This window comes from Amycolatopsis umgeniensis (genome assembly GCF_014205155.1).
Taxonomy (GTDB): domain Bacteria; phylum Actinomycetota; class Actinomycetes; order Mycobacteriales; family Pseudonocardiaceae; genus Amycolatopsis; species Amycolatopsis umgeniensis.
Map to the genome: position 1 here is coordinate 2,712,930 of NZ_JACHMX010000001.1, position 20,692 is coordinate 2,733,621.

A 20,692-nucleotide genomic window follows, 5' to 3' on the forward strand; every position below is an offset into this window, starting at 1 on the left:
GGACCCTCCCTCTTTCCTCCTCAGCCGAGGAGTTCGTAGTCCTCGCGCCGCACCTTGCGGGTGTCGAGCCAATACCGCCAGGTGAAGCCGGGCCAGATCGTCCGGTTGACGCCCTTCGCGTCCAGGTACCAGCTCTTGCACCCACCCCGCGTCCAGATGCCCTTGGCGAGTTTGCGCTGGATCTCGCCGTTGAACCGCTCCTGCGCCTCCGGCCGCGGGTCGAGCGCCTTGCCACGCCCGAGCCGCAGCGCCTGCGCGACGTAGGAGATCTGCGCTTCGATCATGAAGACCACGGAGTTGTGCCCGAGCCCGGTGTTCGGGCCGAGCAGGAAGAACAGGTTCGGGAACCCGGACACGGTGATGCCCTGATACGTCCGCATCCCCTCGGCCGCCCACTCCTTGCCGAGGTTGCGCCCGTCTCGGCCGATGATCTCCAGGTCGTCGAAGGCGTCCGTGACGTGGAATCCGGTGCCGTAGATGATCGCGTCGACCTCGTGCTCGACACCGGCGCCGTCGACGACGCTGTGCTCGCGGACCTCCTTCACGCCCTCGGTGACGACGTCGACGTTGTCCCTCGCGAGCGCCGGGTAGTAGTCGTTGGAGATCAGGACCCGCTTGCAGCCCATGGTGTAGTCCGGCGTCAGCTTCCGGCGCAGTTCCGGATCCTTGACGCCCTTGAAAATGTTGCGCTTCGCGATGTTCTGGCCGATCTTCATCATCCACGGCTGCCCGTTGAAGCCGATCGCGCGGGCTTCGAGGCCCCAGTAGAGGACGTTGCGGAAGGCGCGCTGCAGCAGCGGCACCGAGCTGAACGTCTTCCGCAGCGCTTGCGGCATCTCGCGGTCCGGCTTGGGCATGATCCACGGCGGGGTGCGCTGGAAGAGCGTCAGCTCGGCGACGTCCTTCGCGATCCGCGGCACGAACTGGATCGCGCTCGCGCCGGTGCCGACCACGGCGACCCGCTTGCCCGCGAGGTCGTAGTCGTGCTCCCACCGCGCGGAGTGGAACGCCCGGCCCTTGAAGTTCCCGATCCCGGGCAGCTCCGGGATCTGCGGCAGGTGCAGCGCGCCGACCCCGGCGACCAGGGCGGGCGCGACGAACTCCTCGCCGGACTTCGACGCGACGTGCCAGCGGTTCTCGTCGGCGTCCCAGCGGGCGCCGGTCATCTCCTGGCCGAAGCGGATGAAGCGGTGCAGGTCGTACTTCGCGGCGACGTCGCGCATGTAGCGCCAGATCTCCGGCTGCGGCGAGTACGCCCGGGACCAGCCGGGGTTCTGCTCGAACGAGAACGAGTACATATGCGAGGGGATGTCGCAGGCGCAGCCGGGGTAGGTGTTGTCCCGCCACGTGCCGCCCACGTCGTCGGCCTTCTCCAGGATGACGAAGTCCTCGCGGCCCTCTTTCCGCAGCTGGATGGCCATGCCGAGACCGGAGAAGCCGGTCCCGACGATGACGACACCGGTCTCGGTGCGGTTGCCCATGACCCGCCCTCTCGCTCGTATTACCTGTTACCGGGAGTTCACCTTACTTGAAGTAGGTTACCTTCGGTAGAGTGCTGTGGTGACGACGGCGAAGCGCAAACGCATGCCACGAGCAGAGCGAATGCGGCAGATGATCGAAATCGCTGAGGAAGTGTTCGCCGAACGCGGCTACGGCGCGGCGTCGATGGACGACATCGCGGAGCGCGTCGGGGTCTCCAAACCGATGCTCTACGAGTACTTCAACTCGAAAGAGGGACTGCTGCTGGCCTGCATCCAGCAGTCGCGGGCGGCACTGCTCGAAGTCACCGAACGGGCGACCGTCGGTGCGACGTCCGCCGAGGACGCACTGCGGCGCGGGCTGCTCGCGTTCTTCGTCTTCATCCGGGAACGACGGCAGGCCTGGTCACTGCTCCGCCACGAGATGGCGCTGATCGGCACCGACGCGGCCGACGAGATCGAACAGACCCGGCGTCAGCAGACCGACCTGATCGCCGCGGTGATGAGCGGTTACCTCGACACGGGCGAAGATCCGCGCGCCGAAGCGTCCGCGGAGTTCGTCGTCGGCGCGTGCGAACGGCTCGCGATCTGGTGCGAGCGACACGAGGACGTCAGCCCCGAAATGGCCACCGGATACGCGATGGACATCCTCTGGTCGGGTCTGTCCGCGAGGGCCCGCTGAAGCGACCGTGAAGATGCGCGTGCATTAGGCCATTCGGTCGTCACTCAGAGCACATTGCCGCCAGTGTCTTGTGACACAGAGTTGTCCTACTGTATCGATGACACTGTAGAAACTCTGATGGACCGTCACGACCTCGGTCAGGAGGGGGCGCCACCACCCGAAAGTGGCGTCATGACGAGGACGTGGCGAGGTCCACAGAGTGACGCATGCTCGCGAGGAGAGGGGTGAGGCGGATGACCGAACCGATCACCGCGTCGTACGTCCAAGAGGACGACGACTGGAAGGTCACGGTCAGCGGCTCCGGTAAGGAACTGACCGGTCGCGCGCCGGGCATCATCGCGGCACGGGACCGGGCGGACCAGCTGGTCGAGAAACTGTCCCCGCCGGAGCGGTCGACCGTGGTGCACCTGCTCAACGGCAGTGCGCTCGAGTTCACCGCCGCTTACATGACGGCGAGGCTGACGCTCCCGGAGATCGAACCGCTCGAGGTTCCTCCCCCGGCGAACGGCAAGGCCAAGGAGAAGATCGCGGCCAAGCCTCCGGTGCCCCAGGGCAAGGAACTCCCGAAGGCCGTCGACGAGGCGAAGACCAAGGAGAAGGCCGAGCCCGCCAAGACACCTGCCAAGGCGGCCCAGACCTCCTGAGAGCTACTTCAGGAGTTTGCGGATCAGCAGGACGCCGATCAGCACTGCCCCGCCGATGAGCGGGTACTTCACCTTGGGCTCGTCCAGCTTCGCGCGCAGGCCGGTCTTCGCGGAATCCACCAGCTTCGCGGGGTTCGCCTTCGTGCCCAGCTGGTCGAGCGTGGCGACCAGCGCGTTCCTGGCCTGCTCGATCTCACGCTCGATGGTCTCGGGATCGCGAGCCACGTGTCCTCCTCGCCGCGACGGACTTGCTGGAAGCCCACGTTAGAGGACGCCACCCCTCGAAGCGGCACCGGCCACGCCGAGAAACTCGGATCGTGTCGCACGATACGATTTCAGGGCAGTACTGGGGGCCCGTAGCCCAATTGGCAGAGGCACACGGTTTAGGTCCGTGCCAGTGAGAGTTCGAGTCTCTCCGGGCCCACAGCGTTCACCGGTCACTCCGGCAGGCGATCCGGGAGCCCACGCCGGGCGGCTCCTGGGCGTCAGCGGACATTGGTCACCCGATGAGCCGTTTCGACCAGAGTCTGGGCCGCCCGGCCCGCGCGTTTGAACTCGTCCGTCGTCGCCGGGGTGTGGCTGTAGCCCGCCTTGGTCTTCAGCTTGAGCAGCGTTCTCAAATGCTTCGCGATTTCCTTGTCGGCCTGGGTCAGCAAGCCGATCGCTTCGTCGTGGTTCTCACCCTGCGCGTGCTCACCCAGCCTGGCGCAGCAGATGACGTCGGACACCCGTGTCGCACCGCCTGATCCGCACGTCAGCCTTTTCTCTTTCGCAGGTGGCCGGCCAGCCATGCCCGGCTTCCGGCCACCGTGAGCCCGTCTCGCGCCACGTCACGCAGAACGACCTCGTCGTGGGCACGGTCGACGAGTTCGCCTTCGGTGAACTCCAAAGGACGAGTGTCGTTGCCGACCCAGCGGGTCACCTCGATCGCCAGTTCATGGACTTGGGTTTCCCATCGGTCGTCGGCGTCGTCCGGCCGGATCAGCAGGAGATCCACATCGCTGTCCTCCGTCATCTCGCCGCGTGCCACCGAGCCGAACACCGCGGCATAGACCGGCGGGATCACCCAGGACTCCAGACGGTCTTCGATGCGTTCCAGGAATGTTTTCCGCATCTGGGCGAGCCCGATGATGTGCTCCGCCGCGAGATGGTCGCGGTTGAGCCGGTACGCGAAGGCGTTTCCGACGCGGTCGGCCAGCACGACACCCTGCTTCGTCAGGCGCCGTAGCACCTTGCGGATGCCCTCCTCCGAATGCCGCGCCAGGAGGCGGTGGAGCTGCCCGGTCGTGAAGATGCCGTCATGGTTGGCGAGCACGGCGAGGACATCGCCGTCGAGAGTGGGGGTGACCGTCATCAACGGTCGGCTCAAGTCCACGATCCGACTCCTTCAGAAGCCTCTTCTGCTACGCCAACTATAGTACCGCATACTCAACTATAGTACGTATACCAGTCTTATAGTTGACACCCTGTCCGCTCTGCCGAAGACGAGGCGCCTATCCGGTCAGCGCGAACGGTCGTAGACCACCGCCATCTCCCCCAGTTCCCGACCTCTTGATAAGCCAGCGTCCACTTCGATGCCGGCAGCCCCTCGACAACGACTCCTTGAGCTCTTGACTTACGACTACGGGCGCATCGTCCTCGACCAACGCGACCCGGAAAGCCCTAACGCGAACTACCGATACCGCCTCAGCAGCAGGTCAGCCAGCACATCGTGACGGCCCGAGTAGCAGGTAGCAAAGTCCACCACCTCTCTCTGACCTACCGCGGCAGGTCAGAGAACACGTACAGCAGCGCAACGCAAGAAGCCCTCGGCAGCGATCAGCTCCGCCGAGGGCTTCTTGCGGGTCACGGGCCGGGGCCCACTCCGCTTCCGGACTCCGCCGTCAGTTCAGCCAGGCGACGTAGTTGTCGAACACTTCCTGATTGATCCGGGTCCCGGTGTTGTCGTCGAATTGCGTGTCATACGAGCTGTGCACCGCGAAAGCCATGAAAACCCGGTTGTCGACGCGGTAAACCGGACCGCCACTCTGCCCCTCCGCGGTGTCGAATCGATAACCGAACTGACGGTCGAGCGACCTTCGAATGGTGTCCGCGGTGAACCACTGGGAACCGATGGGCTGTTTGTCGCTCGGATACCCGCGATGGGTGAGTTCGACACCGTTCAGATTTCCCGAGTTCGGTTTCATGGCCAGCCAGCCGACCGTTTCACCGATTTTGCAATTCAGCTTGAGTACCGCGTAGTCGTAATCGTAGTTCTTCGTCCGGTACCAGCCGAGCACGGTGTGCGACTTGGACACCGCACAGAACTTGTACGGGGCGTCGGCGCCGTTGCGGCCCGGCGCGACGCTCAGGTTCTGGTACCAGACCCCGCCGGGACCGCCCGAATGCACGCAGTGCCCGGCGGTCGCGACCTCGGACGGCCCGATCATCCAGCCGCTGCACCTCAGTTCCTTGCCATCCGGCCCGTCGCCCTTGATCTCCACCACGGTTCTCGACGGGAAGCTGGTGGTCAGGTTCTGCCTGGTTCTCGGGAACTTGCCGAAGATCTTCTCCGCGACGACATCGCCCGAATTCTCGTTCGCCGAAAGGCCTACCGTTCCTTTGCTCTGCGGTATTTCGGAGATGGTCGCGGGTGGCGCGTTTTCCCCGATGACATCATCACTGGAAATGGGAGTGCTCGGCAGTTGCGCCGGAGCCGCCGCGGCATTCGACGGAATCGTCATGATCATGGCCGTTCCGACCATGAACGCGGCAAACAGAGCCGTGCGTCGTCCAGTCATTATCCCCCCTCAAGGATGTGAGACTGATCAACACATTACCGTGCGGGCAAAATAACGGGCAGCGGCCTATTGGGTGACTGATCTTGTGCTCGGCTTTGCCCGGCATAGGCGTTTCGGCCCATCCGATCAGCGCGAACGGTCGTAGACCACCGCCATCTCCCCCAGTTCCCCGACCTCCTGATGAGCCAGCATCCACTTCGATGCCGGCAGTCCCTCGACGAAGAGCCGCTGCCCGCCGCCGGTGATCTCCGGGCAGATCATCAGGTACAACCGGTCGATCAGGTCGTCGGCGAGCAGGGCCTTGATGACGCTGGCGCTGCTGTTGACCAGGATGTCGCCCTCCCCGTTCGCCTTGAGGTCGGCGATGACGTCGGCGACGGGGGCGTTCACGACGCGGGCGCGGTCCCAGGGCGCTTCGGTCAGCGTCGTGGAGAAGACCACCTTTTCGGCATCTACCAGCCATTTCGCGTACGCGCGGTCTCGCGGGTCGGCGTTCTCGTCGGCGGCGATGGTCGGCCAGAAGCCCAGGAATCCCTCGGCGTTCAGTCTGCCGAGCACCGCTGTCGTCGCCTTCTCGTGAATGCGGGCGAGGTGACCGCGGGCGACGTCGGTGGTGGCGTACGAGACGATCGCACCCATGTCTCCGGGACCGCCGGGGCCGCTGTAGTGGCCATCGAGGGTGAGGCTGATGTTCGCGGTGACGCGGCGGCCGGTGGAGTTCGTCATGTCGTTCAGTCCTTTTCCTGGGTGAGCCGGGTTTCGAGGTTGTCGAGCACTTGGCCCCAGCCGGTTTCGATACCGGCGATGAACGGGACGGCCTCGACGGTGGTTTCGGTGACGCGCAGGTCCAGCCGGAGCCTGGTCCCGCCTGGCGCCTCGGTGAGCTTCAGGTCGTAGTGGCCGGTGAAGAAGGTCGCGCCCTTCGCGTCCAGCACCGAGAGGTCGAACTCGAGGTGTTCGATTTCGGTCGCGGCGTGGACCTTGCCCGCGGAGCGGTATCGCCCCTCGGCGTCGCGGTAGTCGAGGACGGCACGTCCGCCACTCCATGGCTCGATGACGCAGTCGGTGACGGTCATCGACGGCGGCGCCCACCACGACGCGAGCAGCGCGGGCTCGATCCAGTGCCGCCAGACGACGTCCGGCGGCGCGGCCAGCAGGCGATCGAACGTGAACGCACGCCCGTCCGCCCACCGGTCGCGATCCGCGGCGGCGGAGTCCTCGCCGATCGCGGCCTGATAGCGCGCGAGGACGTCTCGCTCTCCCTCGTTCGCCTCGATGGTCGCGATCAGTTCCCGCAGCCGTCCGCCGAAGTCCCGCAACGGCGCCGCCTCGACCGCGTAGACGCGACGCTGCCCGAGCGGGAAGACGGTCACGAGTCCGGCGCGGGCGAGGGTCTGCAGGTGCTTGGTGGTCTGCGGCTGCCGCAGGCCGGTCAGCTCGGCGAGCTCGCCGACGGACCGGGGCCGCTCGGCGAGAAGCTCGACGATGCGCCACCTCGCGCCGTCTCCCAGCGCTGCTGCGATCTGCTGCTCCATGACCAGAAGTATTCATCCAACAGAATATTCTTGTCAAGGAATATCTTGGATCCGGAACTCCAGCAGGCTGCGCTGGTCGGTCAGCGTGGTGACGGAGTCGAAGACCAGGTCGTGAGCGGCGGCGAGTTCGCGGAGTTCGTCGAGGCGCCGCTCACGGCCGCCGTAGAGCACGAGCATGACCAGATCCCACTCGGTTTGGGCCCCGAGTCCGCCGACGGCCTCGATGACGAGGACGCGACCTCCCGGGCGGGCCGCTTCGGCGCAGCGGGCCAGGATGCGGTGAGCGTGCTCGTCGTCCCAGTCATGGAGGATGTCGGACAGCAGATAGGCGTCCGCCCCGGCCGGGAGCGGATCGAAGAAACTTCCCGCGGTCACGTCGACCCGGTCTTCGAGCCCCTGCTCGCGCAATTCCTTCTCCGCACCGGCCGCGGTGGGCGCGAGATCGACGAGATGGCCGCGCACCGACGGGTTGGCCGTCAGGATCGCGGCGAGCAGGCTGCCGTGGCCGCCGCCGACGTCGACGATCGTGCCGAAGCGGGACCAGCCGAAACCGGCGACGAGCCCCGGGATCTGCGCGCTGAACCGCTGGGTCATCTGCCGGTCGAACGACTCCCGGAGCCGGGGCCGCTCGGCGAGGTCGGCCCAGAAGTCCTTGCCGTAGCGGCGGACGTAGCCCGCCTGACCGGTGGCGATGCTGTGCGCGAGTTCGACGAACGCCAGCTCGCCTCGCCCGCCGGCGGCCTCCATGTCCAGGAGTCCGGCGAGGCCGTTTCCCGCGTCGGCACGGAGGTTCGCGCCGTAGCCGGTGGTGCGGTAGCCGCTCGATGTCCGTTCCACGACACCGAGGGTGGTGAGGTGACCCAGCAGCAGATCGAGCGCGAGCGGGGATTGGCCGAGTTCCGCCGCCAGCTCGTCGGCGGCGGCGCCGTCGCCGGACAGCCGGTCCGGCAACCCGAGGGTGACCGCGACCCGCAGCGCCATCGGCGTCGCCAGCCCGGCCAGCCGGAGGAGTTCGTTTCTGTCGTTGTCATGGTTCGCCACGAAGATTCACTGTGGCAGCGTCGTCAACCGAGAATCTCCCGCACCGCGACGATCAGGCGATCGATTTCGTCCTCGGTGGTGTAGCCGTGCGGCGAGATCCGGAGCCCGCCGGATCTCGCCGAACAGGCGATTCCCCGCGCCTTGAGCCGTTCCGCCAACAACGGCATCGGCAGATCGCCCACCCGCACGGACACGATTCCCGAGCGATACGCGGCGCCGGGTTCCGAAAGCACCGTCGCGCCGATCTCCGAGAACCCGTCGCGGATTCGCTCGCAGAGACCGTCCACATGGGACCAGATCTCCTCGGCTCCCGCGGCCAGCAGCAACTCGATCGAGGCACCGAGACCGACGATCCCGGCGACGTTCGGCATGCCGCCTTCCAGCCGACGGGCGGTGCTGTCGGGCACGTAGTCCAGGTTGTCCCATTCTTCCCGATGGGCGACGGAGTTCCAGCCCGGCTCCAAGGGCCGCAGGAGGTCCAAACAGGACTCCCGTACGTAGAGCACGCCACAGCCTTGCGGCCCGAGCAGCCATTTGTGCCCGTCGGCCATCGCGAAGTCGACGCCCCACTCCTCCAGCCGCGCGGGGATCACGCCAAGGCCCTGGATGACGTCGACACAGAAGAGCGCGCCCACCTCACGGCAGACCCGGCTCAGCGCGGCGAGATCGACCCGGCGGCCGTGGCCGAACTGGACCCAGCTGGTCACCACGAGTTTGGGCGGCGGCCCCGCGGCGATCGTCTCGGCGAAGGCCTCGGTGGTGAGGCTTCCGCGCACGCGGTCCACCACCACACCGCGATCGGCGAGCGCGAGCCACGGGAACAGCGTGGACGGGAACTCGAAGTCCGGGATGACGACGCGGTCACCCGGCGACCAGTCCAGACCGTTCGCGACGAAACCGAGGCCGGTGCTGGTGTTCTTCACGAAGGCGACGTCGCGGGACGGAACCCCCATCAGCGTCGCCGCCGACGTGCGGACCCGTTCGATCGCCGCACTGTGCGCGGCGTAGGTGAACTCACCGTCCAGCGAGACCTCGAGGGCCTGCCGGTGCATGGCCTCCACCGAGGACACGGGCAGCGGGCAGATCCCGGCGTGATTGAGGTAGGCCCAACGGTTCACGGCGGGGAACTGATCGCGCGGCAACGGAGTCATCGGACCCTCCTCAAGTGAACACCGTGTCCACTTCGATGCCTCCGAAGCTAGCCGATAACCGGTCACGGTGTCCACTTACGGTTTCAGCGTCCTCCCCGTGAGGCTTGCGGTCTCCACCGCCTCGACGTAGCTCCGCGCGACGTCCGCCGCCGGGGTGCCGCCGTCCGGTTCGCCGAGCGCGGCGAGCGTTTCGCTCACCCAGCCGGGACTGACGGCGTTGACGCGGAGGCCGCGCGGCAGTTCGCGGGCCGCGGCGGCGACGAACGCTTCGAGCCCGACGTTGGTCAGGACACCGAACGCGCTGCCGCGCAACGTCTCCGGGATCCGGCCCGCGGTCAGCGTGACCGAGCCACCGTCGGTCAGATGCGGGATCGCGTGCCGCAGCAGGAACACCTGGCCGAGCAGTTTCCCTTGCAGGCCTTGGACGAACTCCTCGTCGGTGCCGCCGTCGACCGGGACGAGCGAGCCGCTCCCCGCGCAGCACACGACGTGGTCGATGCCCGGCTCGGCGGCGAAGAGCGCGTCAAGGGTGCCGGGCCGCTCGACGTCCACTGTGAGCTCGCCCGAACGCGACGCGGGGAGCACGGCGTGCCCGCGCGCGGCGAGCGCTTCGGAGACCGCGGCCCCGATCGTCCCGGTGGCACCGACCACGAGAATCTTCATCGGCGTCTTTCCTTTCAAGGTCGGGTGAAGGGCTCTGATGCGTAAGCCCGGTGCAGCGACTCGACGAACGACGGCGCTTCCGGAAGCGGCGTCGCGCCGATCCGGTGCACCGCGATCCCCGGCGTCCACGAGTTCATGACCACCGCGCCGGCGAGTCGCGGCAGGTCGGCGAGCGTGACCTCCTGATCCCGCTGCGGCACGCCGAGCGCCTCCAGCCTTCGCCGCACGATGCCCATCGTGGTTCCCCGCAGCAGTCCCGCGTCGGGCCACACCACAGTATCGCCGTCCCAGAAGGCGAGGTTCCAGATCGTCGCTTCACTGAGCCTGCCCCGACGATCGACGAACGCCGCGTCGTCGAACCCTTCCTCGACGGCCTGCCTGCGGAAGTACGTCTTCGCCATCTCGCCAGTGTGCTTGATAGATGGGAGGACGCGTTCGTGTTCGACGGCCGTCAGCGTCAACGGACCCGTCGGACCGGACGACGGCGGCCGGGTGCGGACCAGGACTTCGAGTTCGCCCGGTAGGTGGATCGTGGCGGTCAGCGAGACGTCGGCGGGGCCGGACTCCAGCGCCTTGCGCAGGTACGAGCGGATCCGGTCGTCGGGCAGGGCTTCGCCGAACAAGTCCAGCGAAGCGGTGCGGAGCCGGTCCAGATGCAGGTCGAGGCCGCGGATCCGGCCGTCACGCACCTGCATGGCCGTGAAGTGGGCGAAGGCCGCGAAGGCGAGAGGCGCCAGATCTTCGGCTGTCGCGGTCTCGCCGTTTCTCTGGGCGACGAAGGAACTCATGTCCGCACCGTAATCCGGTCGCGGCTCAGGCTGGTGCGCCGCGCCGGGGTCACGCACGGCCCGGCGTGATGCCGGGAACGGACTTCAGCTCGCCCAGGAGTGCCGCGCTGATCGCGACCGGATAGTCGTCGAGCGCGTACGACGTCCCGGCGAGCTTCACCCGGACCGGGGTTTCGCCCTTGTGCGCCAGTAAGGTCCGCTTCAGTTCGAGCACCGCGTCCTCGGTCAGCTTCGCGGCGATCGCGTGCAGCGTCAGCGGTGGCTCCTCGTCCCCCGCGGCGGAAAGGTCGAGCGGGGTCAGCCCGCCACCGAACACGGACATCTTGTCCTCCCGCCAGTTCACCCGGCCGCTGACGCGGACGGCGTTGTCCTCGGCCAGATCCGCCGCGAACAGCGCGTAGGCCTTGGGAAAGAACAGCACTTCGAGCGCGGCGTCCAGATCTTCGATCACGCAGATCGCCCACGGCTCGCCCTTCTTGTTCACCCGCCGCTCCAAGGACGTGATGAGCCCGGCGACGACCAGTTCCCCTTCCCTGGGCGGATTGTCGAGGATCGCCGCGATCGGCCGGGGCGCGTGTTTGCGCAGAAGGCGTTCCGCCCCGTCGAGTGGATGCGCGGAAACGTACAGCCCGAGCATTTCCCTTTCGTGGGCGAGAAGTTCCTTGCGCGGCCACTCCTGGGCACCGAATTCGAGGTGAGCGAGCGGTGACGTGTCGTCTTGGCTCTCCTCACCGGAACCGAAGAGATCGAACTGTCCCATCGCCTGCTTGCGTTTCAGCGGCACCACGGCGTCCACCGCGTCCTCGTGCACCCGCAGGATCGAGAGCCGCGTATGGCCGAGCGAGTCGAAAGCGCCGGCCTTCGCCAAGGATTCGAGGACGCGTTTGTTGCAGGCCACCAGTTCCGCTTTGTCGAGGAAGTCGGTGAACGACGCGTACTTCCCCTTCTCCCGCCTAGTCGCGATGATCGAGTCGACGACGTTCACGCCGACGTTGCGCACCGCGCCCAGCCCGAACCGGATCGCGTTCCCCACCGCCGAGAACCGGAGGCCCGATTCGTTGACGTCCGGCGGCAGCACCTCGATCCCCAGCCTGCGGCACTCCGAGAGGTAGACCGCGGACTTGTCCTTGTTGTCCCCCACCGAAGTCAGCAGACCGGCCATGTACTCGGCCGGATAGTTCGCCTTGAGGTACGCGGTCCAATAGCCGACCAGGCCGTAGCCGGCGGCGTGGGATTTGTTGAACGCGTATCCGGCGAACGGGAGGATCGCGTCCCAGAGGGCCCGCACGGCGTCGAGGGAGAACCCGTTCGCGATCATACCGTCCCGGAAGCCCTCGAACTCCCTTTCCAGTACTTCTTTCTTCTTCTTGCCCATCGCCTTGCGCAGCACGTCGGCCCGGCCCATGGAATAGCCGGCGACGTCGCGTGCGATCCGCATGATCTGTTCCTGGTACACGATCAGGCCGTGGGTCTCGGCCAGGATCTCGCGCAGCGGCCCGGCCAGCTCGGGATGGATCGACTCGATCGGCTGCCTGCGGTTCTTGCGGTCCGCGTAGTTGTTGTGCGTGTTCATCGCGATCGGGCCGGGGCGGTACAGCGCGTTCACCGCGATGATGTCGCCGAAGCCGGTCGGCCCCATGCGGCGCAGCAGATCCCGCATCGCGCCGCCGTCGAGCTGGAAGACGCCGAGGCTGTCGCCGCGGGCGAGCAGTTCGTAGGTCGCCGGATCGTCGACGCCGAGCCTGTCGAGATCGATGTCCTCGCCGCGGTTGTCCTTGATGTTGTCGAGCGCGTCGCCGATGACGGTGAGGTTGCGCAGGCCGAGGAAGTCCATTTTCAGCAGGCCGATGGCCTCGCACGACGGGTAGTCCCAGCCGGTGATGACCGCGCCGTCGTCCCGCCGCCACAACGGGATCGCGTCGAGCAGCGGCTCACTCGACATGATGACGGCGCAGGCGTGCACACCGGCGTTGCGGATCAGTCCTTCGAGTCCGCGGGCGGTCTCGAAGATCTTGGCCGCCTCGCCGTCTCCTTCCAGCAGCGCGCGGACCTCCGCCGCCTCGGCGTACCGTTCGTGATCAGGCTCGACGATCCCGGCGAGCGGGATGTCCTTCGCCGCGACCGGCGGCGGCAGCGCCTTGGAGATCCGGTCCGCGATCGCGTACCCGCTCTGTCCATAATGGACACGCGCGGAGTCCTTGATGGCAGCCTTGGTCTTGATGGTGCCGAAGGTGATCACCTGCGCGACGTGGTCGGCGCCGTACTTGTCGGTGGCGTAACGGATCATCTCGCCGCGGCGCCGGTCGTCGAAGTCCATGTCGATGTCCGGCATGGAGACCCGTTCGGGATTGAGGAACCGTTCGAAGAGCAGGCCGAGGTCGATCGGGTCCAGGTTGGTGATGCCGAGCGCGTACGCGACGAGCGAGCCCGCCGCTGAGCCGCGGCCGGGCCCGACGCGGATGCCGACCTCACGGGCGTGCCTCATCAGGTCGGCGGTGATCAGGAAGTACGCCGGGAAGCCCTTGTCGGCGATCACGCCGATCTCGAAGTCGGCGCGGGCGGCATAGGCTTCGGGCACGCCGTCGGGCAGTCTCCACCGGAGCCCGTCCGCGACCTCCGCGCGCAACCAGGACTCCTCGTCGTGCCCCTCGGGAACCTCGAAGACCGGCATGCGGTCGACGTGCCGGTAGACCTCGTCATAGGACTCGATGCGTTCCGCGATGAGCAAAGTGGAATCCGCCGCGCCCGGGACCTCGGCGTCCCAATACCGGCGCATCTCCTCCGCGGACTTGAGGTAGTAGCCGTCGCCGTCGAACTTGAACCGGCCTGGATCGTCGAGGGTCTTGCCGGACTGGACGCACAGCAGCGCGGAGTGCGCGGCGGCCTGGTCCTGGCTCACGTAATGCGAATCGTTAGTGGCCAACGGTTTCAGCTCTAGGCGCCGCCCGATGTCCAGCAGCCCGTCCCGCACGGACCGCTCGATCGGGAGGCCGTGGTCCATCAGTTCCAGGAAGAAGCCGTCCGCGCCGAAGATGTCGCGATAGTCCGAAGCCGCCTGGATCGCCTCGTCCGGCTGGCCGAGCCGGAGCCTGGTCTGCACCTCGCCGGACGGGCATCCGGTGGTGGCGATGATGCCTTCGTGGTGCCGCGCGAGGAGTTCGCGATCCATCCGGGGTTTGCGGTAGTAGCCCTCCAGGCTCGCCGAAGACGACAGCCTGAACAGGTTCCGCAGCCCCGCCGCGTTCTCCGCGAGCATGGTCATATGCGTGTAGGCGCCGCCGCCGGACACGTCGCCGCCGTCGCCGCGCCGTCCCCAGAACACCGGCTTCTTGTGGAACCGCGACTCGGGCGCGAGGTAGGCCTCGATGCCGATCACCGGCTTGATCCCGGCCGACACGGACTGCCGGTAGAACTCGTCCGCGCCGTACATGTTGCCGTGGTCGGTCATGCCCACCGCGGGCATGCCGAGCCGATGGGCCTCGGCGAACAGCGGCGCGATCTTGGCCGCGCCGTCGAGCATCGAGTACTCGGTATGAACGTGCAGGTGCACGAAGGAGTCCACCGGTCACTCCCCACGGTTGTACGATTCCGGCCTGACGTGGCGATTGGACCGAAGGCACACAGGCACTGTCCAACAAGCGACACGCGGCAAGCGACAACCGGAAGTTGTAGGGAGTGCACAGTGGAGCTGGACCTGGGCGCGGTCCGCGCGTTCGTCGCGGTGGCCGAGGACCGGTACTTCGGCGAGGCGGCGATCCGGCTGGAGGTGAGCCAGCAGGCGATCTCCAAGCGGGTCGCGAAACTCGAGGCGGACCTCGGCGTGCGGCTGCTGTCGCGGACACGCGGCGGGGCCGAGCCGACCGAAGACGGCGAGGAGTTCCTCAAACACGCTCGCGCGCTGATCAGCCTCGCGGACCAGGCCGTCGAGCGGCTTCACGGCAGGCGGCGCCCGCTGCGCGTCGACGTCCTCGGCACGCGGCTGGCGACCATGGAGGTGATCCGGGCCTTCCACGCCGATCACGACGACGAACTGGAGCTCGTCACGCCGGGCCTGGGGGCGATGCGCCGGTCGATGCTGCCCGAGACGGTCGATGCCGCCTTCGCCCGCGTCAGCACCGTGCCGGACCCCGCGATCGGCCGCACGCCCGCCTATCTGGAACCGGCGAACCTGCTGGTCGGGCGGCGGCATCCGCTCGCACGGCGGCGGCGGGTCGCGATGGCGGAACTCGCCGGCCTCACGGCCTGGATGCCGTACAACGCGCGGGCCAGCGAATGGGCGGAGTTCTGGCAGGAGCTGTGCCCGGCGTTCGGCATCCTCGTCGACACCGACGGCCCGAACTTCGGGCTCGAGCACCACATCGAGGTGCTCAGCGAGTCTAAGGACCGCCTGGGTTTCGTCGGCGCGAAGATGCACGTGCCCTGGCATCCGGACGTCGTCCAGATCCCGCTCGTCGACCCGACGCCGGTGTACCCGTTCTCGCTGCTGTGGCGGCATGAGAACCGGCACCCGACGCTGCCGCTGCTGATCGAGCACGTCCGGTCCGGCTACCGGCCCTTCGACCCGGAGCGGCAGTGGCTCCCGGTGTCGGACCAGGCGGCGATGAGCCACGTGAGTGGCGAGGACGGTTAGTGAGGGGAGGGCACATGTGTCGAAGCCCTGATCTCGCTCTTTCCGTGAAGGCCTCCTTCCCTACCTTGAGCGTAGGGAAGGAGGCCTTCACGGACATACCCCAACAGGACAGCGGCGCCCGACCGGTCGACGCGACGGCGAGTTCTCGCGGCGGCATGGTCGAGCGTGGAGTGGTCCGCTCTGACCGTCCGCCGTGACCCATGTGCACGATGCGCGAAGGGCCGCCGATACGGAAAAGTGAAGTCATGGGGCTGATCGGCGCGAAGGTGACCCGGCTGGAGGACGTCCGCCTGCTCACCGGCCGGGCGCAGTACATCGACGACGTCCGGCTGCCCGGCATGCTCGAGGCCGCCGTCCTCCGCAGTCCCTTCCCCCACGCGCGGATCCTGCGCGTCGACACCACCGCGGCCAACGCGCATCCCGGTGTGTTCGCCGTGGTCACCGGCGAAGACGTGCTTTCGAGCACGAAGACGCCCCAACCGGTGATCTGGGCGAACCTGCCGGACATGCGGGTGCCCGAGAACCACGCGCTGGCCGTCGGCAAGGTGCGGTATCCCGGCCAAGGCGTCGCGGCCGTCGCGGCGAAGGACCGGGCGACCGCCGAAGACGCGCTGGAACTGATCGAGGTCGAGTACGAAGAACTCCCGGTCGCCGGCACCCTCGAACAGGCACTGGCGGACGACGCGCCGAAGCTCTATGAAGACTGGCCGAGCAACATCGCCGGCACCGGCACCATCCCGATGGGTGACGCGAGCACCGCGTTCGCCGAGGCCGACGTCGTGCTCACCGAATCGTTCCGCTTCGCACGGCAGATGGGCACGCCGATCGAGACACGCGGCGTGGTGGCGACCTGGGATCCGTTCACCGACCGGCTCGACGTCTGGCTCGCGACTCAGGCGCCCAACCTCGCGCGCGAACTGTTCGGCGAGGTCTTCGGGCTTTCTCTGGACCGGATCCGCGTGCGCACCCCCGACGTCGGCGGCGGCTTCGGGAACAAGTTCGACTTCTACGCCGAAGAGGTCGTCGCGGCGATCCTCTCGCGACGCACCGGGAAACCAGTCAAGCTCATCGAGGACCGAGCGGAAAGCTTCGTCGCCAACGCGCACTCGCGCGAGCAGAAGATCGACGTCGAACTGGCCGCCAAGGACGACGGCACGATCACCGGTCTGCGCGCCACGGTGTACGGCGTCCTCGGCGGCGTGCTCGGGACAGTCGGCCCCAGCCCGTGCTGGACGACGACAGCGCTGCTGACCGGGCCGTACGCCATCCCGAACGTCGAACTGAGCCTTGTCGCCGTGATGACGAACCGGTCGCCGTACGGGTCTTTTCGCGGATACGGGCTGCCGAAGGCGAACTTCGTGCACGAGCATCTGGTGGAGCAGCTGGCGAAACGGCTCGGCATGGACGCGCACGCGGTGCGGCGCAAGAACTTCATCCCGCCGGAAGCGTTTCCGTACCAGAGCCCGGTGTTCGTCTACGACAGCGGCCGCTACGAAGACTGCCTGGATCTCTGCCTGAAGGCCGTCGAGGACGCGGGCTGGGCGAAGCGCCGTGGAAACGGTGTCGGCATCGGCTACTCGTTCCACAACGAACTGACCGGATTCGGGCCGAGCCGGATCATCAACCTTTCCGGGCTGGGACATTCCGGGTTCGACGAGGAAGTCGTGCGTGTCGACTCGACAGGGCACGTGACCGTCCACACCGGACTGTCCGCCATCGGGCAGGGCATCCACACGACGCTGGCGCAGGTGGCCGCGCATACGCTCGGCGTCCCGCTCGATCACGTCACCGTCGTTTCCGGGGACACCGACAGTTGCCCGTACACCGGCTACGGCACGGCGGCGAGCCGCGGGGCGGCCGTCGGCGGCGCGGCCGTGCTGAACGCGTCGACCCGGTTGCGGGCGAAGATCCTGCGGGTGGCAGGCCACATCCTGGAGGTATCCCCGGGCGACCTGTCTATCGAGGACGGTGTCGTTTCGGTGAAGGGCGTGCCGGGCAGGGAGGTCACGCTGGCCGCCATCGGCGACGCGGCATACCGGAGGCTGAACGGCGTCTGGCCGGAAGACGAGACGCCGACGCTGGAGGAACGCGAGGTCTACGACCCGGTCAACGTCGCGACCTCGTTCGGCTGCACCGCCGTCCTCGCCGAGGTCGACCGGGAGACCGGGGTGGTGACGCTGCTGGACTACCTGATCGCGCACGACTGCGGCACCGTGATCAACCCGATGATCGTGGACGGGCAGTTGCACGGCGGCGCGGCGCAGGCGATCGGCGGCGCGCTGTACGAGGAATTGGTCTACGGCGCCGATGGGCGTATGGAGACCACTTCGTTCACCGGGTACCTGTTGCCGACCGCGACCGAGATCCCGCCGTTCTCCGTGTCCCATATGGCGACACCCGCCGAACACGTTCCCGGCGGGTTCAAGGGGATGGGGGAAGCGGGCGTGATCGGCGGTGGCGCGGCGATCGCGCACGCCGTCGAGGACGCGCTGCGCGAGTACGGCGTCGACATCACTTCGCTGCCGATCACGCCACCACGGCTGCTGGCCGCGATGAAGCGGGGAGCACGCCGATGAAGGCCGCGCCGTTCGAGTACCTCCGGGCGTCTTCGCTCGATGAGGCCATCGAAGCGCTGGCGGGCACGCCGGACGCGCGAGTGCTGGCGGGCGGGCAGAGTCTGGTGCCGTTGCTGAACCTGCGGCAGGCGCGGCCCCCGCTGGTGGTCGACATCAACCGCGTCGACGAACTTTCCTTCCTGCGCAAGGAGAATGGGCGACTGGAGATCGGCGCGCTCACCCGGCACCGCGTCGTCGAGACGTCCGCCGTCGTCCGGTCCGAAGTCCCGCTGCTGGCCGAGGCGCTCGGTTTCGTGGGGCACGTGGCGATCCGGAACCGGGGCACCGTCGGCGGCAGCCTCGCGCATGCCGACCCCGCCGCGGAACTGCCGGCGGTGATGGTCGCGCTCGACGCCGAGTTCTCCGTGCGCGGCCCGGCAGGTGAGCGGGTCATCGCCGCGCGGGACTTCTTCCTGGGCCCGCATCGCACGGCGTTGGAACCAGGCGAACTCCTGACCCGGATCTCGGTGCCGACGCATCGAGGCGGCTGGGCGGTCGAAGAATTGAGCCGCCGCAGCCGGGATCTCGCATTGGTCGCTGTCTTCGCCACCGTGACGCTGTCCGGCGAAGTCTGCGAAACCGCGCGGATCGCCGTCGCGGGCGCCGGCCCCACCCCGATCCGGGCCACCGCCGCCGAAGAGGCGCTCGTCGGCGGCGCCCTGACGGACGACGCGATCGCGCTCGCCGCGGAACTCGTCGCCGCGGCGACCGATCCGCCCGGCGACCTCCACGCACCGGCGGACTACCGGCGCGAGATGGCCGCCGTCCTCACCCGGCGGGCGATCGCGCGAGCGGAGGAGGGCGCATGATCACGGTCACCGTGACGGTGAACGGACGGACCTACCGCGCAGACTGCGAACCCCGGCGGACGCTGGCCGACTTCCTGCGTCACGACCTGGGTTTCGTCGGGGTGCACGTCGGCTGCGAGCACGGCGTCTGCGGCTCTTGCACGATCACCCTCGACGGCGCGAGCGCGCGTTCGTGCTGCCTGCTGGCGGTCCAGGTGGACGGCGCGGAGATCGTCACGGTCGAGGGGCTCGCCGAGAACGGCGAACTGCATCCGCTGCAGGAGTCGTTCCGGAAGCACCACGGGCTGCAATGCGGTTTCTGCACGCCCGGGATGCTGGCGACGGCGATGGAGCTGCTCGAGGAGAACCCGGACCCGACGGACGCCGAGATCCGGCAGGGGATCTCGGGGAACCTGTGCCGGTGCACGGGGTACCAGTTCATCGTCGACGCCATCCGGGACGCGGCTCCAGGTCGGTGAAGTCCGTGAAGGCCTCCTTCCCTACCTTCAGAGTAGGGAAGGAGGCCTTCACGGACCTTCGAGCCGCTCAGCCGACGATGTCGATCTCGAACTCCACGTTCGAGCTGTACTCGTAGTCGGCCCAGACCGCGCCCGGCAGGGCGTACCGCCGGTGCGAGACCGTCTTCGGGTTGAATCCGGGCGTCCCCAAGGGATTCCCGCCGACGCCGACCTTGTCGCTGCCCCAGGCGAAGATATTGCCCTGCCAGACGGGCGCGTCGGTGACGCCGTCGCCGTCGACACGCGGGCGGACGATGATCGCGGCCGTCTCGCTGCCGGAGAGCAGCAGCCGCACTGACGTGGTGGCCGAACTGGCCGGAATGGTCCTGCGCTCCATGAGTTCTGTCGTCGCCTTCCGCTTCGGGGCGGCGCCGCCGCCGGTCAAGTGGGCGTTCGTGTAGGACTCGTTGAGGTCGACACTGCTCGCGCGGATCCCGGGGATCTGCCCCGCGTCCGAATACTGGTGCAGGTCGTAGCGGCCCGCGGCGGCGTCGGGTTTGGCGCCGTAGCGCGCGATCCAGATGACCAGGTCCGGTACGCCGAACTGGTCGGGGCGCAGCATCTTGGCGAGCGAGTTGTTCATGTAGATGCCGGGCCGGAACCCGTGCTCCGCCAAGCGATTGCAGAACCTGATCGAGAAGTCCCGTTTACGCCCGTCGGGGATGTTCGGCGCGCCGGAGCCCGGCGGGTTGTCCTCGAGGTCGAGCATCGGGACACAACCCGTCGCACCCAGTCGCCGCACCTCGGAGATCAACACGTCGGCCTGCGCCTCGGGAGACGGAGTCAACTGGGCGAAGTGATAACCGCCCACCGGAATTCCCACGGATCTCGCACCGGCCACCAACGCGTCGCCCTTGTTGCGGCCGCCGTTCGGCAGGCCTCCCCCGTCGCTGAGCTTGACGAAGACGAACGTCACTCCGTGGTTCTTGACGGCCTGCCAGTTGGTAACGGATTGGAAGCGGCTGTAGATATCTATTCCCAGCGCCATCGTTACAGCCTGACGGGTGAACCAGTTGGACAAAAGGGCCTAGTGGGCGATTACGGGTACGTCCGATTCGCCCTTTTGGGCGGCCCCTCCCTGGCTGACTCCGCTCACCCATGCCCGTACTGTGACGACCATGACGTCCCGAAGCCCCTTTCGCTGGATGACCCGGTGGGCGGACTGGTTCGAAGAACGCGGCGTCTACGTCCCGGGCGAAGAGAGCCGCGCGGTCGACCCGATGCGCGATTTCGGCTGGTTGATCGTGGCGTGGGTGTCCGGTCTGGCGATCTTCATCCTGTTCTTCGCTTTCGCCGTCTGACCCTGACCGGTGTGCCACCGAGGTGACGACTGTCACTAGCCGTACCCTTCCGATCACGGATCGGCCACGGCTGTACAC

At 67.6% G+C, this 20,692-nt stretch carries 20 protein-coding genes and 1 tRNA gene; 8 read left to right on the forward strand and 13 right to left on the reverse strand.

Annotated elements, in window-relative coordinates; translation table 11 throughout:
• Positions 1–20: 20 nt before the first annotated feature.
• A complete protein-coding gene (locus HDA45_RS12235; protein WP_184894767.1) occupies positions 21–1,481 on the reverse strand; it encodes a flavin-containing monooxygenase in 1,461 nt (486 codons plus the stop codon).
• 121 nt (positions 1,482–1,602) lie between these two features.
• Here HDA45_RS12235 and HDA45_RS12240 point away from each other — a divergent pair, with 121 nt between their 5' ends.
• Positions 1,603–2,160: a TetR/AcrR family transcriptional regulator gene (locus tag HDA45_RS12240; protein ID WP_184894769.1), complete on the forward strand. Its 558-nt coding sequence runs from the start codon at positions 1,603–1,605 to the stop codon at positions 2,158–2,160.
• A 233-nt stretch (positions 2,161–2,393) separates the two neighbouring features.
• Positions 2,394–2,804, forward strand: coding sequence for a hypothetical protein (locus tag HDA45_RS12245; protein ID WP_184894771.1), 411 nt, complete (start codon positions 2,394–2,396; stop codon positions 2,802–2,804).
• Between the two features lie 3 nt (positions 2,805–2,807).
• Here HDA45_RS12245 and HDA45_RS12250 read toward each other — a convergent pair whose 3' ends face one another.
• Positions 2,808–3,029, reverse strand: a complete 222-nt coding sequence (locus HDA45_RS12250) for a DUF3618 domain-containing protein (protein WP_005165704.1) — start codon at positions 3,027–3,029, stop codon at positions 2,808–2,810.
• A 125-nt stretch (positions 3,030–3,154) separates the two neighbouring features.
• Between HDA45_RS12250 and HDA45_RS12255 the strand changes: the two genes are divergently transcribed.
• Positions 3,155–3,228: transfer RNA gene (locus tag HDA45_RS12255), tRNA-Leu, on the forward strand.
• 61 nt (positions 3,229–3,289) lie between these two features.
• Here HDA45_RS12255 and HDA45_RS12260 read toward each other — a convergent pair.
• The 10 genes from HDA45_RS12260 to dnaE all read right to left on the reverse strand — a co-directional run bounded on the left by HDA45_RS12260 (position 3,290) and on the right by dnaE (position 14,324).
• On the reverse strand, positions 3,290–3,532 hold the full coding sequence (locus HDA45_RS12260; RefSeq protein ID WP_221471098.1) for a hypothetical protein: 243 nt from the start codon (positions 3,530–3,532) through the stop codon (positions 3,290–3,292).
• A gap of 26 nt (positions 3,533–3,558) precedes the next feature.
• A complete protein-coding gene (locus HDA45_RS12265; RefSeq protein WP_184894773.1) occupies positions 3,559–4,179 on the reverse strand; it encodes a nucleotidyltransferase domain-containing protein in 621 nt (206 codons plus the stop codon).
• 508 nt (positions 4,180–4,687) lie between these two features.
• On the reverse strand, positions 4,688–5,533 hold the full coding sequence (locus HDA45_RS12270) for a trypsin-like serine peptidase (protein ID WP_184894775.1): 846 nt from the start codon (positions 5,531–5,533) through the stop codon (positions 4,688–4,690).
• 177 nt (positions 5,534–5,710) lie between these two features.
• Positions 5,711–6,310 (reverse strand): dihydrofolate reductase family protein, encoded by a 600-nt coding sequence (locus HDA45_RS12275; protein WP_184894777.1) that lies wholly within the window; start codon positions 6,308–6,310, stop codon positions 5,711–5,713.
• Positions 6,311–6,315: 5 nt separating this feature from the next.
• A complete protein-coding gene (locus tag HDA45_RS12280; RefSeq protein ID WP_184894779.1) occupies positions 6,316–7,119 on the reverse strand; it encodes a metalloregulator ArsR/SmtB family transcription factor in 804 nt (267 codons plus the stop codon).
• 33 nt (positions 7,120–7,152) lie between these two features.
• Positions 7,153–8,160, reverse strand: a complete 1,008-nt coding sequence (locus tag HDA45_RS12285; protein ID WP_184894781.1) for a methyltransferase — start codon at positions 8,158–8,160, stop codon at positions 7,153–7,155.
• Positions 8,161–8,183: 23 nt separating this feature from the next.
• On the reverse strand, positions 8,184–9,311 hold the full coding sequence (locus tag HDA45_RS12290; RefSeq protein WP_184894783.1) for an aminotransferase class V-fold PLP-dependent enzyme: 1,128 nt from the start codon (positions 9,309–9,311) through the stop codon (positions 8,184–8,186).
• A 75-nt stretch (positions 9,312–9,386) separates the two neighbouring features.
• A complete protein-coding gene (locus HDA45_RS12295; RefSeq protein ID WP_184894785.1) occupies positions 9,387–9,974 on the reverse strand; it encodes a short chain dehydrogenase in 588 nt (195 codons plus the stop codon).
• 14 nt (positions 9,975–9,988) lie between these two features.
• Complete coding sequence (locus tag HDA45_RS12300) at positions 9,989–10,762, reverse strand: aminotransferase class IV family protein (RefSeq protein ID WP_184894787.1); 774 nt, start codon at positions 10,760–10,762, stop codon at positions 9,989–9,991.
• A gap of 49 nt (positions 10,763–10,811) precedes the next feature.
• Positions 10,812–14,324, reverse strand: a complete 3,513-nt coding sequence (dnaE, locus tag HDA45_RS12305) for a DNA polymerase III subunit alpha (RefSeq protein ID WP_184894789.1) — start codon at positions 14,322–14,324, stop codon at positions 10,812–10,814.
• Between the two features lie 120 nt (positions 14,325–14,444).
• Between dnaE and HDA45_RS12310 the strand changes: the two genes are divergently transcribed.
• From HDA45_RS12310 to HDA45_RS12325, 4 genes are all read left to right on the forward strand, one after another.
• Positions 14,445–15,392: a LysR family transcriptional regulator gene (locus HDA45_RS12310; RefSeq protein ID WP_184894790.1), complete on the forward strand. Its 948-nt coding sequence runs from the start codon at positions 14,445–14,447 to the stop codon at positions 15,390–15,392.
• A gap of 245 nt (positions 15,393–15,637) precedes the next feature.
• Positions 15,638–17,968: a xanthine dehydrogenase family protein molybdopterin-binding subunit gene (locus tag HDA45_RS12315; RefSeq protein ID WP_184894792.1), complete on the forward strand. Its 2,331-nt coding sequence runs from the start codon at positions 15,638–15,640 to the stop codon at positions 17,966–17,968.
• Positions 17,965–18,816, forward strand: coding sequence for an FAD binding domain-containing protein (locus HDA45_RS12320; RefSeq protein WP_184894794.1), 852 nt, complete (start codon positions 17,965–17,967; stop codon positions 18,814–18,816). The genes HDA45_RS12315 and HDA45_RS12320 overlap by 4 nt, the downstream gene beginning before the upstream one ends.
• Positions 18,813–19,274, forward strand: a complete 462-nt coding sequence (locus tag HDA45_RS12325; protein ID WP_184894796.1) for a (2Fe-2S)-binding protein — start codon at positions 18,813–18,815, stop codon at positions 19,272–19,274. Before HDA45_RS12320 ends, HDA45_RS12325 begins: the two co-directional genes overlap by 4 nt.
• Before the next feature lie 67 nt (positions 19,275–19,341).
• Here HDA45_RS12325 and HDA45_RS12330 read toward each other — a convergent pair whose 3' ends face one another.
• A complete protein-coding gene (locus HDA45_RS12330; RefSeq protein WP_246480684.1) occupies positions 19,342–20,301 on the reverse strand; it encodes a glycoside hydrolase family 25 protein in 960 nt (319 codons plus the stop codon).
• 130 nt (positions 20,302–20,431) lie between these two features.
• On the opposite strand from HDA45_RS12330, the gene HDA45_RS12335 reads away from it, so the two are divergent.
• Positions 20,432–20,614 (forward strand): hypothetical protein, encoded by a 183-nt coding sequence (locus tag HDA45_RS12335; RefSeq protein WP_184894798.1) that lies wholly within the window; start codon positions 20,432–20,434, stop codon positions 20,612–20,614.
• Positions 20,615–20,692: the final 78 nt, after the last annotated feature.

What these genes read in the sequence shown, in the direction of transcription:
- HDA45_RS12290 (WP_184894783.1), bottom strand. Translation starts at nt 9,311, where the DNA reads ATGACTCCGTTGCCGCGCGATCAGTTCCCCGCCGTGAACCGTTGGGCC.
- HDA45_RS12235 (WP_184894767.1), bottom strand. Translation starts at nt 1,481, where the DNA reads ATGGGCAACCGCACCGAGACCGGTGTCGTCATCGTCGGGACCGGCTTC.
- HDA45_RS12330 (WP_246480684.1), bottom strand. Translation starts at nt 20,301, where the DNA reads ATGGCGCTGGGAATAGATATCTACAGCCGCTTCCAATCCGTTACCAAC.
- HDA45_RS12315 (WP_184894792.1), top strand. Translation starts at nt 15,638, where the DNA reads ATGGGGCTGATCGGCGCGAAGGTGACCCGGCTGGAGGACGTCCGCCTG.
- HDA45_RS12325 (WP_184894796.1), top strand. Translation starts at nt 18,813, where the DNA reads ATGATCACGGTCACCGTGACGGTGAACGGACGGACCTACCGCGCAGAC.
- HDA45_RS12275 (WP_184894777.1), bottom strand. Translation starts at nt 6,310, where the DNA reads ATGACGAACTCCACCGGCCGCCGCGTCACCGCGAACATCAGCCTCACC.
- HDA45_RS12335 (WP_184894798.1), top strand. Translation starts at nt 20,432, where the DNA reads ATGACGTCCCGAAGCCCCTTTCGCTGGATGACCCGGTGGGCGGACTGG.
- HDA45_RS12280 (WP_184894779.1), bottom strand. Translation starts at nt 7,119, where the DNA reads ATGGAGCAGCAGATCGCAGCAGCGCTGGGAGACGGCGCGAGGTGGCGC.
- HDA45_RS12270 (WP_184894775.1), bottom strand. Translation starts at nt 5,533, where the DNA reads ATGATCATGACGATTCCGTCGAATGCCGCGGCGGCTCCGGCGCAACTG.
- HDA45_RS12240 (WP_184894769.1), top strand. Translation starts at nt 1,603, where the DNA reads ATGCGGCAGATGATCGAAATCGCTGAGGAAGTGTTCGCCGAACGCGGC.
- HDA45_RS12245 (WP_184894771.1), top strand. Translation starts at nt 2,394, where the DNA reads ATGACCGAACCGATCACCGCGTCGTACGTCCAAGAGGACGACGACTGG.
- HDA45_RS12295 (WP_184894785.1), bottom strand. Translation starts at nt 9,974, where the DNA reads ATGAAGATTCTCGTGGTCGGTGCCACCGGGACGATCGGGGCCGCGGTC.
- HDA45_RS12300 (WP_184894787.1), bottom strand. Translation starts at nt 10,762, where the DNA reads ATGAGTTCCTTCGTCGCCCAGAGAAACGGCGAGACCGCGACAGCCGAA.
- HDA45_RS12320 (WP_184894794.1), top strand. Translation starts at nt 17,965, where the DNA reads ATGAAGGCCGCGCCGTTCGAGTACCTCCGGGCGTCTTCGCTCGATGAG.